A 15,832-nucleotide genomic window follows, 5' to 3' on the forward strand; every position below is an offset into this window, starting at 1 on the left:
CGGGATTGAAGCGCTTGGGAGACGAGAAATTGAGTAAGCTTCTAAAACTCAAGCAATGGCTGTCGATTGAGGATGCCGCGAAGCGCCTCACTATCAGCGCGGGGGAGGATGTTACAAAGACGGATATTCTGCGCTTCGCCATCGACGGACATCTCACACTGTCCGTATTCTTTGTGAATCACGCACGAGGACGACCAGCCCGAATCGAGCCTCTCGGCATACAACATTATTGTAACGCCCCTCTGCTTTTTGAGTACGGCCCGCCCAGATATCCAACGATCAGGGCAGCAACGCTCCCCAACAATGAAGATGTGCTCATTTACGAAGGCGACGAGCAAAATCCAGAACGACTTGAGGGCGTCTGGGATTTATTGATGCTCGGAGCGGAATGCCTAGACGTTGAACATGCATATCAGCAGCTTACCGGCGGGCCGACGGTGGAGCTGATCTGCCTTGGCGGCCCATTGGTTGCCAGTTCAGACAGAAGCAAGATTTTTCAGTTACTAGACAGTTATAAACAACCCGTTCGCGAACCAACAATGTCGGCTGCTGAATGGATGGATTTCTTGGCTGGTCTCGATACCGCCAAGCAACCGAAGGAAGAAGTCCTGTCCCGTCTGAAATTTGAAACCGTGTATTACCCAGCCGGGGGGTTGCCGGAGGACAGCATATTTGTTGTGCGAACTGCCGCGCTGCGAGAGTTTGAGGAAAAGCTGCTTGCCGATGAAGTACCTCCAGAAAAACCTCTTCATTCAAGCGAGCGCAAAAGTACTGCCCAAATCATTAGTGCTCTGGCTGCAATGGCTGGGCTTGATTTGTCAGCCCCCTACAAGGCAGATGAAACTCTTAGGGCTGTTGCTGCAAAGCACCGTCTAGAGCTTCCTGATAGCCCAGAAACCGTAACCAAGTTCCTTAAGGATGCTGCTGCTCGCAACAACAAAAATTGAGCCCCTGAAACCCCATTGGGGTTTTGCTCGACCCCAATAGGGCACAGACCTGTATTGCCTCGCCAATCTCTTCCCGTCTTCACCAATAACGGGAAACAGATATGACCAGTATCCAGCCAATCAAGGCCGCCAGCTGCGCGGCCAGCCTTATGCAGTTCGACCCAGCTGCAATCATCATTCGCATGCCTGATTTGGAGGTCATTACCGGCTTGGCCCGGCCGACCGTCTACAAGCGCCTTAAAGATGACCCAACTTTCCCGCGTCCGATCCCCCTGAGCAATAGCAAGTCGCGCGGTGCACCTGTCGGCTGGGTGTTGGCCGAAGTTCAAGAGTGGGTGCGCAAGCGCATTGCACTTCGCGGGGAGGCCGCATAAATGACGAACAAAAATAAGGCCGACCAATTGGCCAGCCAAAAGAAAATGCATATCGATGATACCAGCAGCAACGCTCAACGCGTCCGTTTGCTTGCGCGTCTGCGCTTGCAACCAGTGGACACCATCACGGCGCGCCGTGACTTGAACATCATGATGCCAGCGGCCCGGGTAAAGGAGCTGCGCGACAAGGGCTACGACATCCGCCGCCACCTCATCACTCTGACCGACGATCAAGGCCGCACCCACCACGGCATCGCGCTGTACTTCCTTAGCATCAGCACCGACCCCGTCCAAACCGAGGTTTAACTAAATGAAAATCCAAAACGGTTCTAGCCCGCCGGTGCCGAAGGCTTGCCAAAATTTGACCCACCTCGCCCCGTCAATCAGTGCGCTCAATGGTGCTGATCTGTCTCTGTCGTTCGTTTTGGAGGTGCTGCTATGGATTGCGTAATTCAATTCCTTAATGTGTTGCAGGCCGTCTTCGGGTCGCTTTATTTGTTGCCTATTGCAGATGGTAAAATTCACCGTTTCCATGTTCCTGGCGATAAAAAACGCACCAAGAACGGCTGGTATGTGTTGTTCCCGGACGGCATCCCTTGTGGCGTATACGGCTCATGGAAAGCGGAAGGCTCTCACATCTGGACGAGTCGCCAGCCTGCCAATCAGCACGAAGCCTATCAAATCAGCCTGCATATCAAGCATGCCCGTCACCAGCGTGAAGCAGAGCAACACCTGCTTCAGCATACCGCCGCCGAATATGCCCGACGGCTGTGGCATGAAGCCCCCTGCGCCAACCCTCAACACCCGTACCTGCTCGCCAAACGCGTGAGCCCATACAACCTACGTCAGCGGGGGAACATGTTGTTGGTGGCGCTGTTCCGTGACGGCGTGCTGATGAACCTGCAACGAATTTATCCCGACGGCTCCAAGCTCTTTCTGTCCGGTGGCATGGTCAAGGGTTGCTACTCACTTATCGGCACAATCACCCCCGGAGAGCCGCTGTATATCTGCGAAGGCTGGGCTACCGCCGCAACTATCCACGCACATACCGGGGCTGCCGTCGCGTGCGCCATGAATGCCGGCAACTTGCTGGAAGCTGGTCAGCGACTAAAGCGCCAACATCCGGAGGTTGTGCTCGTCGTGGCCGGTGATGATGACCGGGAAACCCAAGGCAATCCTGGGCGCAGTGCTGCCAACAAGGCTGCCGCCGCGCTTGGCGCTGGAGTGGTTATGCCGCCCTGGTCGGGCGATGAACCCTTGGATCTGTCCGACTTTAATGACCTGTTCAACTGGAAGGCGACGCAATGAGCAAGCTTGATGAAGCTTCAGTCCTTGTGCCCACTGCTACCGCCCCCAGCATCGCACCGAACCGCCCCTCCTGGGGTGTCTATGAGCATTGGGTGATCAATGAGGTGGGTCGCAAGCTGCGCCCTGGTGTGTACTTGCATGGTTTCAAGCGCAGCGTTGCTGAGGAAGACAATGAAGAAAACGGCCGCATGATTTCTGACGACTGGCTGGCAACCCCGGTGACCGTAACAGCGCGTACTATCAATAGCGACGATGGTAGCGAAGGTCGTTTGTTGCGCCTGATGACAGAAAGCGGTGCAAAGGAGTGGATTATTCCCATGGAGGTGTTTGGCGGTAGTGGCGAAGAAGCCCGGCGGTCGCTTTTCGGCATGGGAGCCATCATTGCCCCGCGTCGACGCGGCCTGTTTATGGAGTATTTGCTGGAGCAACGCCCCATTCAAGCGCTCGCCACCACATCGCGCAGCGGCTGGCATGTGTCTGGCGCGTTCGTGTTGCCCCATCGCACCATTGGCAGCGACGCCGTGCGCTATCAGTCACTCAATCGCGGCGTAAACCTCTACAGCACCAGCGGAGGTTTGGTAGAGTGGCAAGATGAGATCGCGGCCAAATGTGCAGGTAATCCGGTACTGACTCTGGCCATCGGTTGCGCGTTGGCTGGCCCGCTCCTGAGTCTGGTGGGCGTGGTCGGTGGCGGCGTCCACTTGGTTGGCGACAGCTCCAGCGGCAAGTCATTGGCGCAGCTGGTGGGCTCGTCAGTTTGGGGTAATCCCGCCGCATTTGCTGCGAGCTGGGATATGACCAAAGGCGGGTTGGAGATTGAGGCCGCGTCCCGCAATGATACCTTGCTGCCATTGGACGAGATCAAACGGGCTGACCCCAAGCGCGTGCAGGAGATGGCCTACGCACTGGCTAACGGGCAAGGCAAGGGCACCATGACACGCGAGCGCGAAGCCCGGGCCAAACTAACTTGGCGCGTGCTTGCCTTGTCCAGCGGTGAGCGTTCGCTCTCTGAACACGCGGCCATTTCAGGTAACGCCGCCCATGCTGGCGCTGAGCTGCGCATGGTGGACGTTAACGCTGGCACCCGCGTTCACCGAGCATTCGATGAATTGCACGGCCTGGAGGGTGCCGACTTTCACCGCCAGCTTACCGTTGCAGTGAGCCGCCATCATGGGCACTTGGGCGCGGCATTTGTTGAACGCTTGCTGGCTGACGATGACCGCCTTAGCCTTCAGAAAAACTTTGCCGAGGTACGCGCTCAGTTCACTGAAGTCAACGCACAGGCGGGACGGGTGGCTGACCGCTTCGCCGTTATCGCCCTGGCCAGTGAAATGGCCATTGCCTACGGCCTGTTGCCGTGGACATCGGGTAGTGCCTTGGCCGACTGCCAGCGACTCTACGCAGAGTGGTTGGGCCGGGTGGGCTGTGGCAATGCCGAGGATCGCCAGATCTTGGCCGGTGTTGTGGACTTCATCGACAAACACGGCAGCAGCCGTTTCTCCGACGTGAATGACCAGATGCCTGACACTAAGGTGGCCAATCGCGCCGGGTATTGGGAATTGGTTGGCACCAAGCGCCTGTACCTGTTCAACAAATCGGGACTGGTAGAGGCGGCGCATGGTTATGGCCTCAGCCGGGTGGTCAAAGCGCTGGAAGGGGCTGATGCCTTGGCGCGCCGCGACTACGAACGGAAAACTAAGAATTACCGTCTTCCCGGTGGCGGCCAAGCTCGTCTTTATGTTCTCGACCCAGAAGCCATGGACGTGGAGATCGGCGGCGCATGAATGCATCCAAGGCACTAACGTAGACACCTACATAACTCATCCTAACCTAAAACCACTGGCAACGCCGGCAACGCCGGCAACAGCCCCGCTACGCGGGGCTTATTGCAGTTGCCGCTCTATAAAAAAGTGGCAACAGGTGGCAACACAATCTTGTTTTTAAGTATGTGTTTCCACACACCCAAGCTTTTGGGTTACTACTGTTGCCAGTCAAAATCTCCTGATAACAATTTTCAATCTCTACAGGCGGTGCCATTCGGGGCTGTTGCCGGTGTTGCCACTGTTGCCGGTGCTTTTGAAATCAGTGTCACATGATCAAACGCGCTCTTCGGTTCAGGTCGCGCATGTTCCTAAGCGCGATCTGCCATTACCCTCCCCATCGACCTAGAAGCGGCAGATCGTTAGGTGCTGGCCTTTTAAATTTCCAGATTCGGCAAGCTATTGACGATTTTCATCGTTTCCAAGCTCACCGTGATCACGCGCAAGAACAACTCCAACGGGTAGCGCGGGTTTTCCATGGTTTCGATGGCCCAGTCGTTAGCATCGTTGGTGATACCGCTATCTTTATGGGTACTGACGCATTGGCGCTCGACGATCCAATCTAGTGCGGGCTTGCCGTTGACGATGTAATCGTAGGCTTGCAGTGGGATGCCGGTGACGGTGATCTTGGCGTTGTAGTGCAAAGTGCTAAGGTCTTTGTCTTGACCCTTCTTGCCGTACTTCATCTTCGCGACACGGTAGTCGCTGTCGCTACTTGCGCTGCTTTGCACGTTGACGGGGTACATGGGGACGGTTTCATAACCCAAGTGTAAATCAGCTAGTGCACGGCCCGCCTCGGAGTAGGCCCAGAAGTCAGCAGCCACTTTTATCGCTGGTATTCGCGGCAACTCTTTACTGAGGTTGTCAGCGTACTTGTCGCGGTACTCGGGCGAATGCAGCAGACCATAGACGTAATAGAACAGATCCTCCTTGCTGATAACTTCATTTGGATAAGCGGCATTAAAGTGCATCAGCCCCTCATCAGTAATAGCATCACGACGCGTGCTCGCGCTGGACTGTGCCGGAGCGTCAAACAGACCTGGTACTGTTGCGACGGCCTTGGCTTGGTCTTCTGGGCTGTCATATAGGTAAAGCGGGAAGCATTGATAACCACCCATTCCTGGAGCCAGATTCAAGTCCGGGATCACATCAGTAATGAAAGCGGAAAAACCTTTGTTCCCTCCTTTCCCAGGCACACAAATCACCCGATTCTCCACTCCCGCTCTAGGAAAGATCCGTGGAAGCTGAAAAACATACTCATTAAACTGGCGGTTGAAGTAAACCCACTGTTTACAGAATGGCCGATACATACTCAGGGCGAGGTTGTCGGGCTGAAAAGTAAAGCGCTGATCTTTGGCGAGATGTTGTTTCAGCGATCGTGTCCAACTGATTTGCGATGCGTCTGTATTGATAAACCCTTCTAGTTTTGACTCACGCGCTTTTTTGTCCAGCCCCGTATGGGCAGCGTTAAATCGCGAAACTTCCGCATCGTAGAAATAAATCAAGCTTCTCATATTGGAAGTTACGCCGGATTTGCTGGCGTTGTAACACCATGCATCGCGATTAGTGCCTAGTCCGAGAGAAAAGCTTTCGAAAATTTTGGCAGATTCGCCAGCCTTATCGCCCAGTACAATGAATTTCCCAAAACTGTCGTCACGCTGTTTTAGCCAGTCACCATGCTCATCAGGAGAAATCTGCTGCCAAGCGTTGGCTGCGGTAATGCCCGCAATGCTGCCAAAGTTGCTGATTTTTTCAAACTTCTCGTTTTGGCTTAGGTAGTCGCCAATATCATGCCAATAAATTTGACCGTGCTGTTGGGCAGCAGGGTTTTTCACTAAAAGTGAAATAGCAATAGGAGCACGGCTTCCGCCACCGAAGATCTTGCCGCCTTCCTTGCGGGATAATTCGCCTGATGTACGTTGGTTCCCACGTAAATGAAACACGTAAATGCTGCTGAACTCCTCCGTCAAGCATTTACGCAAACCGTCCGCCGTGCTCGCTTCCAAAAAACCGGCATTAGTAACAAACCCAATTACGCCACTATCACCAATACGATCAGATGCCCACCGGATGGCACGAATGTAGCTGTCGTATAGCCCCCTAGCATTTACTGAAGCGGATCTAGACGCATAGGTCGTTTCGATCCGGCTATCCAGAAGTGGGTAGGCCACATTGGCGTTATTGTCATTGGCGCGGGCCTGTCCAATTGAATATGGCGGATTGCCAATGATGACGCGAATATCCAGGGCTTTCTGGCGGCTGCGGCGAGCGCTGTTATCTACCAGCAGCTCGCTGACCAGATCGTCTTTTTCATAGAGTTGAAAGGTGTCGGTTAAGCAGATGCCCTCAAAGGGCTGGTATGTGCCACCGACAATGCTGTGATACACGGCCTCGATATTGATAGCGGCAATGTAATAGGCCAATAACACGATTTCGTTGGCATGGATTTGGTCTTTGTACTTGCTTTGTAGCTGTTCTTTGCTAATCAGACCGCTTTGCAACAGGCGAGTGATGAAAGTTCCAGTGCCGGTGAAGGGATCGATGATATGCACGCCATCACTGCCCAAAGTTTGACCAAACTCGCTTTGTAGGATGTCATTGACACTATGAATGATGAAATCCACCACTTGTACTGGGGTGTAGACGATACCCAGTCGATCTCTCATGCGCGGAAAAGCATTACTGAAAAACTTTTCATACAACTCGACGATGATTTTCTGTTTACCTTCGGCATTTTCGATACCCTCGGCGCGCATTTTCACACTGTCGTAGAAGCGATTGAGAGTGTCGGCTTCTTTGTCCAGCCTGTGCTCCTGCAGCACATCGAGGACGTTTTGCATGGCACAGGACATGGGGTTATTGCTGGCGAAGCTGTAACCCTCAAAGAGTGCGTCAAATACTGGTTTGGTAATCAAATGCTGGGCGAGCATCTCGATCACTTCGCTGTCGCTGATACTGTCGTTCAGGTCGTCGCGTAGCTCCTCGGCAAAGCTAAAGAAGGCATCGCGCTCGCGGGTGTTGGTTTCGTCGTCAATGATGCTGCTGATGCGAGTGATGTGTGTGCGAGCAATCCTCGCAATGTCGTTGGCCCATATTTCCCAATGGTTGCGATTGCCACACTTCTGTACCACCTTGGCATAGATGGCGCGCTCAATTTCTCCAATCTCGAACTCCAAGCCGAACTGTTCAGGCTTCGGACCATGGTCATATTTGCCACGCGCTTCGCCAATGCCATAGGTGTTCTTGCCGTTATCTTTACCAATGTTGGTGCGATCGGATTTTTTGTTGATCTTTTCGGTGACGGCGATGATCTCCATCTTGGACGGGTCACTGCCGATCAGGTCGAGCTTGTTGACCATAGCGTCGAAGCGGTCATCGTGTGAACGCAGGGCTTGCAACACTTGCCAAACGACCTTGTACGTCTTGTTGTCGTTCAACGCTGCTTCAGGGCTCACGTTGCTTGGAATGACTACCGGCAAAATTACATAGCCACGCTTCTTACCGTCAGCCTTGCGCATGACTCGGCCAACCGATTGCACCACGTCCACTTGTGAATTGCGTGGAGTCAGGAACAACACAGCATCTAGCGCGGGTACGTCCACGCCTTCAGACAAGCAGCGCACATTACTGAGGATGCGACAGGTGTTATCAGGCACTTCGGCCTTCAGCCAGTCGAGTTCGGCCTCCTTCTGGCTAGCGGTCATGCCACCGTCCACATGGGAGGCTTCGCAGTTGAGCGTGGCGGCGGTGTCAGTGTTCTCTGGATTACTGGCTTTATACGCCTCGATAACTTGATCGAACATGTTGGCGATGTTTTTAGAACTCACCTTGTGCGTTTTGGCAAATTTTTGGTACTCGATCACCTGACAGAAAGCCACAGCGCGGCGCATGGGGTCGCCATCGTCGACAAGATCTTCGCGGGTGTCTTGTTTGCTTAGAGCCTTCCAGCAACCAACAATCTTGGCGGCATCTTCCAGCTTGATTTGGTTGTCATCATCGGCCAGCAATTTTTGCAGACGACTGCTGATGTGTTTTTCATCCATAGCCAGAACTAAAACTTTGTAATCGACAAGCAGATCGGCCTTTACCGCCTCGCTGAAAGTAATAACGAACAGCTCTTTGCCGTACAGGCTGTCGTCATCCATGGAGCACAGAGCAACATCGTCTTTTTCAGCGCTAGCCTTAGCCAACTCACCGTAAATACGGGGCGTGGCCGTCATGTAAAGGCGTTGGGCACTGCGGATATAATCGGCATTGTGGACTTTGACAAAAGCGCTTTCGTCATCGTCGCCAAAGGTTGCACCCGTGGTGCGGTGGGCTTCGTCGCAGATGATTAGATCAAAGTTGGCCAGACCATACTGGTGCTGGGCGTCGCTGATCACACCGATGGAGTGGTAAGTGCTGAACACCACACTCATGTGATGATCGTCGTGACGCTTGAGCATCTCTGCTGCCAGTCGACCCGGCTGAGTAGTGGCGGGATAACGCAACTCATGGGCAAAGGTTTGCACGGCGTCGTCGTTTTTTTTGCGCTTCTTGCCCACATCGCTGTCGGAGCAAACGGCAAAGCTGTGCAGCGGAGTCTCGCTCTCTTGCGTCCACTCGGTCAGGGTCTGCGACAGCAGCGACAGGCTGGGCACAAGAAATAGCACGCGCTTGCCAGCACCGGCTAATTGTTCGGCAATCTTCAAACTGGTGAACGTTTTACCGGTGCCGCAGGCCATGATTAGCTTGCCCCGCTCGGCGTTTTGTAGGCCGCTGGCCACGGATAGCAAGGCGCGCTTCTGATGATCGCGCAACGTCTTCTTGGCCTTGAAAGTAACCACCTGGTTCGGCTGATAGCGCGCCCAATCAATCTGGCTGTTATCCAGATCTTGCCGGTCAATCTTACTAACCGGTGGTTGCTGGTTTTGCAAGGCGTCGGCGGCGTGTTCGTTCCAGTTGTTGGTGGTGGTGACGATGACGCGATGAGCAAAGGTTTTTTTGCCCGATGCGGTAAAAAAGCTGTCGATGTCACTTTTTTGGATGCGGTAGTTGTCTGCGTAGAATTTGCATTGAATGGCGTGAAACTCACCCGTGCCATGTGTCTTGGCTACGAGGTCAATACCGGTGTCGCGCTTGTCCAGCCCTTGGTGATCCGCCCAGCTGTTGTAAGTCCACACGTCGCTATACAAATCGCGATAAGTGGCTTCATTGCGCAGGTAGCAAATGATCAGCTCTTCAAAGTATGTACCCTTCTCCCGCTCGCTGACTGCGGCACTTCGGTAGGTATTGAGCAGAGTTGCGAGAGCGGACATCGGTAAAGCTCCATTTTGAATGCCGGCGCAGGCTACCTGAAATTGGTGGGTTGGTGTAGGTAAGCTAGCTGATGCTGATGGCCGAAAAGATGCACAGGCGTACCCGTGACGGTACGCATGAGTGGGCGACGCTGAAGGCAGCGACTTGGAGCTCAATTAAGCGACATTCAAACGGATATTTCCGACCTGAAAATTCTGAGTTTCTTTAGCAATACGAGAGTGCGCGCGAGGTACGGCAAGATCAAGGCGAGTTCCTTTCCCCCTACGTTTGGGGAAACATCTCCTGAATGCCCTGGCCGACCGGTCAAAATCTGTCGTTCAGATTGCTGCAGCAAAGATTTTTGGCAATTGGCGCCCAGAGTTTCGAGAGCAGTACGCGCATGCGCGCGAGGCACCCCCAAAACAGTTAAAACCAACCCAGCAGCCGGAGCCGTGTATGCCAGTCTGTATGCCAAGAAAAAAATACACACATAAAATCGTTTAAATACATTATGTTACATAACAGGTTAGAGGCTCGCCTGGGCACCATATTTCTTTGATGTCTGGCCTTCTACGGCCTTACCGATCCAGCTCCTGGATCGGTTCTCTCCCCAAAACATCCCCGACACCCGCCGCCAGTAAAGTGATGAGCACAGCCCTCATCGGCTATTTTCTAGCTGTCTGAAGGTTGTGCCAACTCTATACCTGAACCGAGCCCGCAAGAGCAATAACCTGCCTATGCGGGGGAGCACTGGCGTCTGAACAGGTCAGTTCAGTCTTTTGAACTCGGCATCAATGGCTTCAGCTTCAACGCGCCATGCCTGAAAGCGCTGCTGACGTAAACGGCTTTCATCCACGTTGCTTTGCAGTTCTTGTCGACGTGTGTTGAGCAGCAGGTAATCAGGGAAGAACTCTTCTTTAAAACGCTCCGAGTTCACCAAGGCCAGAAAGTCCTGACGCTGCTGTTCGAAGTTACCGACCATCGTAACGACGGCTTTCTTGAAGGCTTCTTCGCGCTTGTATTGCTCCCAGCTGTCCCAGGCCTCGAGGGCCACGCCGAGTATGGCCAACGCGCTGTTGGCACCTTTGGCGAACTTCACCGCCCCCCACGGCTTGAATTTCAGGTACTTGCCGATATCCATGCCTACCGTCTTGGCGATGGTGGTAAGGCCATCCCGTGCAGCCAACACCGTGGTGTTATTGATGAAGTTGCCCTTGAGCACATGGTTAATGCCCTGTTTGCCCAAAGCCTTGACGGTCGTGTTGAAGTGGTTGACCTCGCTGTCGAAACCCACCTGCATTTTCTCGACCTCAAGGGTGATCGACTGGGTCTGGCGGCTGAATTCATTTTGCAGACGGGTGGACACGATGATGCCTTCAGCGCCCACCTCGCGCTCAAAGAAGTCCGCGAAGGTTTCCAGACTGCATCCTTTAACCTGAAGGATCAGGTCGGAGAAGTAACGAGTGGCGAAATCGCGAAGACTGATCCGCGCTTCTTCGATTTGCTGCCCGGTCGTTGCCAGTTGCTTGCCCAGGCGAGCATTGAGTTCATCGAGCCTGCCGACCTCCAGCGAAACCTTCTGATCGTTCTCGATGGCAACGGGCAGTTGGTTGCTCAGCACGTCACGGATGACGCTCGTGCGCATATCGTTGACTAGCGCGGCGCTGCCTCCGTTCTGCTGGATCTTTCCTGTGGTGGCCGTCTGAAGTGTGTCGATGTGAGACAACGCCTTGAACTGCTCCAGGTTGCCCAGCCAGTGCTCTACACCCATGTCGAAGGGGTTGGCGGCGACAGCGACAATGGATATTTCGACTGCTTCCTGGTCTGTCAGCGCTATGTGTTCACGAAGCCGGCGTGTCACGTTTTCGCGTTTGACCTGCAGGTTGGCCAAGTAGTCCTGATCATCTTCTACGTCAGCCACTTCGTCGAAGCGGCTGAGGACGAACACAGTGCGTGGCAGCAGATCCAAGGTGCGGAACAACCACGTCAGGTCATCCTTGTGGCTTTCCTTGACGGGGTTGGTCGAGTTCATCACATAGAGCACCAGGTGAGATTCGCTCACGTACTTTTTGGTGATGTCCTTGTACTTCTCGATGGCGTGAGTTTCGGCATTTTCCTGTTCCTTGAAGCCAAATAGCCCGGGGGTATCGATCAGCACGAAGTCTTCATCGACTTCGTAGATTTTTACTTCATTGGAGGATTCCTGATGGCTGATCTTCATGCTGGATCTGTCCAGCCTTTCCATCCAGGCCGCGGCAATCGAAGTCTTGCCTTCAGAGAAGCCGCCAATCAGGGCGACCTTGAGTTTTTCACCAGACACGCTGCTGATGACATTCTGCAGCTTGCTGCTCAACGCCGGGTCAATCGGTACGCCGGCCTCCGCGCCCTGACCGAGGAAATTCTGCAGCCTGTCCAGCAGCGTCAGCGCATTGGTCTGTTGAGCCTTGAACGTTTTAAGAGTGTTTTCCATTACAAATTTCCTGCAAGTTCGATTTGGCGGGAGAGGGTTTTCAGGCGAATGGTCGAGCGCGACAGCGTGCTCACTTGATTGGCCGCCTGTTTGGCAGGCGCCTCAAGTGCCAGGTCGAGTTGGTCGATAGTCTTCTGCATTTCGCTCATGGCGCTGTCCAGACTTTCGCGCAGCATGCTGCGTAATTGCTCGGTGGCGCTGCGCAGATTCGTATCAAGGGCCCGGCGTTGTTGGGACATCTTGTAGTCCGTGCTGAGCGCACTCCAGATTGCCTTGCCGATCGAGACCAGCGCGGTCAGTACTGAGGCTCCAACTAGCCACAAGCTGGCTCCGCCGGTGAACGGTGCCGCGGCGATACCCACAAGGCTGGCCAGCAGCCCCGCAACGTTGATGCCGTTGTCGATTTTTATGTTGAGGTTGAAAGGCTGGTTGAATCGCATGCTGCCAAGCTTTCCGTAACTTGAGGTCAACTCTTGGGCGTGTTTTTCAAAACGGGAGAGAATATCCACGGCAGCCTTCTGGAATTTATCCACCTCTACGTGCACTGCCAGGGGCAGCTGCTTGCTGAGCTGGCGCTGCTGAGTTTCAAGCTGCTCGGTCAGGGCGCTTTTGAAAGCGTCGTTGCTGATGTCTTTGTCAATCCGCGCGTAAACGTCGTTACGCACCTTGCTGGCGAAGTTGTCGATCAAGGTTTCGCCGCACGATTCCAAACGCTTTTTGAGCGCCCCAAAGCTGCTGGTCAACTGGCTCTTGGCGCTTTGCTCTTCTTGGGAAAGCTTTTCCGACAGCGCTTTTAGAGTCTGCTGAACGCCTGAGAGCGTCTGGGTGGTGTGGTTGAGCGCGTCATTGGCCTTGTTAAAGTTGGCCCGAATGATCTTGGCTTTGCCGTTGTGAATCAGTTGGCGGCCCAGCAGATCCAAGAAGAGACGCAGACGGGATTTTTCCAGCAATTCGTCGGCACCGAAATCCTCGAGCACTTTGCTGCGGCGCTTGGCATTCTGCGATCCTGGCGAAAAATGGTCGGTCGAGGCGAGAAAGGCAGGAAGCGCGCTCAGTGGAAACACATTTTGATAATGCTTGCCGAGCTGCTCGCTCATTTTCTGGTCAAGTCCGGCAAGACTGGCGGTTTCGTCGTCGGAGACCAGCGGTCGGTCAGTCAGTGAGTGCTTGGGATTAGTGATCTTCTTGTTGAAAATGGTCCACACCTCAGTCTGCGCGCCCAGGTGCTGCTTGATCTTTTCCAGCGTGCCCTGGTGTTTCCCGTCACCCGTTTGTGGCGGCGCGGCCTGGTTAGTGACATAGAACACCGCGTGAGCGGTCTGCACGGCACGTTCTATCTGGTCGAGTACTAAGCCTTCCTTGCCCTCGATACCGGGTACATCCAGCAGCGCGAACGGTTGACCATCCAGTTCGAATTCATAGCGTTGAGTCTCGCGGGTGAAGTCGCTCAAGCCATGACCAATGATTTGACCGTCAGCATGAACTTGCAACTCCCCCAGCAACTGCGCCAGGCGGGTTTCATGTTCGAGTCGCTCCAGTGTGAGCGCTCGTTGCTGCTGCGTCGCCTCAGCCTGTTGCGCGGACAGCGCTGCACAAGCGTCGTCGCGCCTGGTTGCGATTTCGCCCAACTGTCGCTCCATCTCAAGGCGTGCGTGCTCAGCTTTCGTCTGTTCGACGTCCAGCGTCGCGGCGGCACTGTCCCGTGCCGCAGTAGTAGCGATCAACGAAGCGGTGGCCTCATTCAACTGAAGCTCTTCCGGCATCGTTCTGAAAAGATTCAACAGCGCTTGCCAGAGCGAAACGTTGCTTTTGCGTGTTGCAAGAAGCGTGTGAAGGCGAGCGACGGCGGCAAGGGCTTCTTTATGTGACTGCTCGTGTTGCTCAAACGCACTGCCAAGTCGTTGCTTCACCTCGCTGGATCGGACATTGGCCTGATCCAGCGCGCTCTGAGCGTCCCGGAAGGGTTGTTCGAACTGCAATAAAGTCGCACTCAGTTGCTGCGTCAGTTCTTGCAGTCGAGCTTCAGCTTGTTCAATGCTTTGTTGCAGCCCCTGCAGGGTTTCTTCAGTCAGCCCGTGCTGGTCGCGCAGCTTACGAAACGCCTCTTGGCTCGCCCGCTTACCGGGCTCCTGAAGCAGGACGCGCAAGGTCTCGATAAGGGTCGACTTGCCTGCACCCGTTTCACCATAGAAGGCAATGGTGAAGGTGTTCCACTCGGCATTCTTCTCGAGTTCCGCGAGGCGCTCAAACAGCGCCGTCCGATGCTCGGTCAGCCGCCGGAGCGCCTCCTCACGGGCGAGGTTCAAGGCTTCGTCGTCCGAAGAATGTCTCAGTTCACCGATAATGAGCGCCAGCTCGTCGTTGATTTGCTGGTAAACATCATGAGGGCTATTCAGTTCGAGTTTCATATCGTGTTCTTCGGCGGGTTGTTCGGGCGCCAACGTTGGCAAGAGTTCTTCTGAAGCTGTTTGAGCGCGCTCAGACAAGCCTAGAGCGTGGGCTTTGAAACGAGTCTGCGCCAATACTTCCGGCAGTCGTTCCCAGTAGTCGGTGTGTCCGAAATCGTTCATCTCGATGCTCTCGAAGTGCTCGACCTCGTTACGTCCCAGGCAGGTTTCACCCCAATTCAACAGCAGGGTTCTGTCTGCCTTGGAATAGGCATTAATAAGTCTGCCCTTGAACCGTTCACGCAGCCGCCGCGCTTCCATGGCGGTAACCTCAACGGCAGCGGCCATCAGCAGCACATCGTTGACAGCCAACTGTTTTCGATATGAAAAGCTCTTCAGGCTGCTGATAACCAGTCGCCCACCGAGCGAGTGTCCGATCAGGTTGATGGTCTTGATATTTGGATGATTGCTAAGCAGGTAATCCTGCAACTGGTCAATCAGCACCGCTCCCATTTGCTCCGCCCGAGTGCGGGCCTGAGTGAAGTTGCCCAGCCGATCCTTGGCGAATGCCCCCGCAAGACCGAAAGAATCTAGGGGCGAACTGGATAGGGTTTTGGCTAAATTCAGACCTGCCCCGCCAATTGCCCAAAGCGAAGACTTGTCGAAACGCAGAAGATGATTCGAAGGCCAGAACGCAAAGATATTGGTGTAGTGCTTTAGATGATCGGGGATCTTGTCGAGCAGGAACTGCTTGTCCTCATCACTATGCCCGGCACTGTAACCATGGACGAAAACGTTGGCTTCAGTGTTATCCGATCCGGCCAGTGGGGAGGTTTGAAACTGAAAAGGGTGAGGCATGGATTCTCCTTATCCAGGCCATGCTGTTTCGAGGCGTGGCCGTCAGACTTATTCGCCTGGACGCTTGGGCAGCGGGTGCGACATCGCAGGCCCGTGGGAACCATCATTGCGGGCAGGCATGGCTACATCCTTGTGCTGTTGGGGGACAGTGGCCTTGTTGGCGTCACTTCTTTGGCTAATCTACCTTAAAAATATGGCAAGTTGCCATCTAAAGGGGTGGGGTTGGGGACGGGGGAAAAACCGGGACTGGTGAGAAAAAACAAACAAAAAAAACCCCTGAGCAGTCTCAGCGCCGTAGCGCATCAACCGACAGGGGCCGTGTTGGTGCCGATTATAAGGGTTGATAAGACCGAGTCAACCTGACCAATCGGCTCATGAACAGAGCCCTAAA

At 54.3% G+C, this 15,832-nt stretch carries 8 protein-coding genes; 5 read left to right on the forward strand and 3 right to left on the reverse strand.

The window, feature by feature from the left end:
- Positions 1-29 precede the first annotated feature (29 nt).
- From ACZZ0D_RS23320 to ACZZ0D_RS23340, 5 genes are all read left to right on the forward strand, one after another.
- Positions 30-947, forward strand: a complete 918-nt coding sequence (locus tag ACZZ0D_RS23320) for a hypothetical protein (RefSeq protein WP_463554389.1) — start codon at positions 30-32, stop codon at positions 945-947.
- Positions 948-1,048: 101 nt separating this feature from the next.
- Complete coding sequence (locus ACZZ0D_RS23325; protein ID WP_463554390.1) at positions 1,049-1,321, forward strand: helix-turn-helix transcriptional regulator; 273 nt, start codon at positions 1,049-1,051, stop codon at positions 1,319-1,321.
- Positions 1,322-1,627, forward strand: a complete 306-nt coding sequence (locus ACZZ0D_RS23330) for a helix-turn-helix domain-containing protein (RefSeq protein ID WP_463554391.1) — start codon at positions 1,322-1,324, stop codon at positions 1,625-1,627.
- A 132-nt stretch (positions 1,628-1,759) separates the two neighbouring features.
- Positions 1,760-2,629 carry a toprim domain-containing protein gene (locus tag ACZZ0D_RS23335; protein ID WP_463554392.1) on the forward strand — a complete coding sequence of 290 codons (870 nt, stop codon included), beginning with the start codon at positions 1,760-1,762 and terminating at the stop codon, positions 2,627-2,629.
- Positions 2,626-4,413 carry a DUF927 domain-containing protein gene (locus ACZZ0D_RS23340; protein ID WP_463554393.1) on the forward strand — a complete coding sequence of 596 codons (1,788 nt, stop codon included), beginning with the start codon at positions 2,626-2,628 and terminating at the stop codon, positions 4,411-4,413. Before ACZZ0D_RS23335 ends, ACZZ0D_RS23340 begins: the two co-directional genes overlap by 4 nt.
- A gap of 413 nt (positions 4,414-4,826) precedes the next feature.
- Here ACZZ0D_RS23340 and ACZZ0D_RS23345 read toward each other — a convergent pair whose 3' ends face one another.
- From ACZZ0D_RS23345 to ACZZ0D_RS23355, 3 genes are all read right to left on the reverse strand, one after another.
- Entirely contained in the window at positions 4,827-9,746 is a 4,920-nt protein-coding gene (locus tag ACZZ0D_RS23345; RefSeq protein ID WP_463554394.1) for a DEAD/DEAH box helicase, read from the reverse strand.
- Positions 9,747-10,492: 746 nt separating this feature from the next.
- On the reverse strand, positions 10,493-12,196 hold the full coding sequence (locus ACZZ0D_RS23350) for a LeoA/HP0731 family dynamin-like GTPase (protein ID WP_053116465.1): 1,704 nt from the start codon (positions 12,194-12,196) through the stop codon (positions 10,493-10,495).
- Positions 12,196-15,441: a DUF726 domain-containing protein gene (locus ACZZ0D_RS23355; RefSeq protein ID WP_463554395.1), complete on the reverse strand. Its 3,246-nt coding sequence runs from the start codon at positions 15,439-15,441 to the stop codon at positions 12,196-12,198. Before ACZZ0D_RS23355 ends, ACZZ0D_RS23350 begins: the two co-directional genes overlap by 1 nt.
- Between the last annotated feature and the right edge of the window lie 391 nt (positions 15,442-15,832).

The sequence above is a fragment of the Pseudomonas sp. AC193 genome (assembly GCF_979258075.1).

Coding starts and splice junctions, on each gene's coding strand:
- ACZZ0D_RS23325 (WP_463554390.1), top strand. CDS start 1,049: ATGACCAGTATCCAGCCAATCAAGGCCGCCAGCTGCGCGGCCAGCCTT.
- ACZZ0D_RS23330 (WP_463554391.1), top strand. CDS start 1,322: ATGACGAACAAAAATAAGGCCGACCAATTGGCCAGCCAAAAGAAAATG.
- ACZZ0D_RS23335 (WP_463554392.1), top strand. CDS start 1,760: ATGGATTGCGTAATTCAATTCCTTAATGTGTTGCAGGCCGTCTTCGGG.
- ACZZ0D_RS23340 (WP_463554393.1), top strand. CDS start 2,626: ATGAGCAAGCTTGATGAAGCTTCAGTCCTTGTGCCCACTGCTACCGCC.
- ACZZ0D_RS23345 (WP_463554394.1), bottom strand. CDS start 9,746: ATGTCCGCTCTCGCAACTCTGCTCAATACCTACCGAAGTGCCGCAGTC.
- ACZZ0D_RS23350 (WP_053116465.1), bottom strand. CDS start 12,196: ATGGAAAACACTCTTAAAACGTTCAAGGCTCAACAGACCAATGCGCTG.
- ACZZ0D_RS23355 (WP_463554395.1), bottom strand. CDS start 15,441: ATGCCTCACCCTTTTCAGTTTCAAACCTCCCCACTGGCCGGATCGGAT.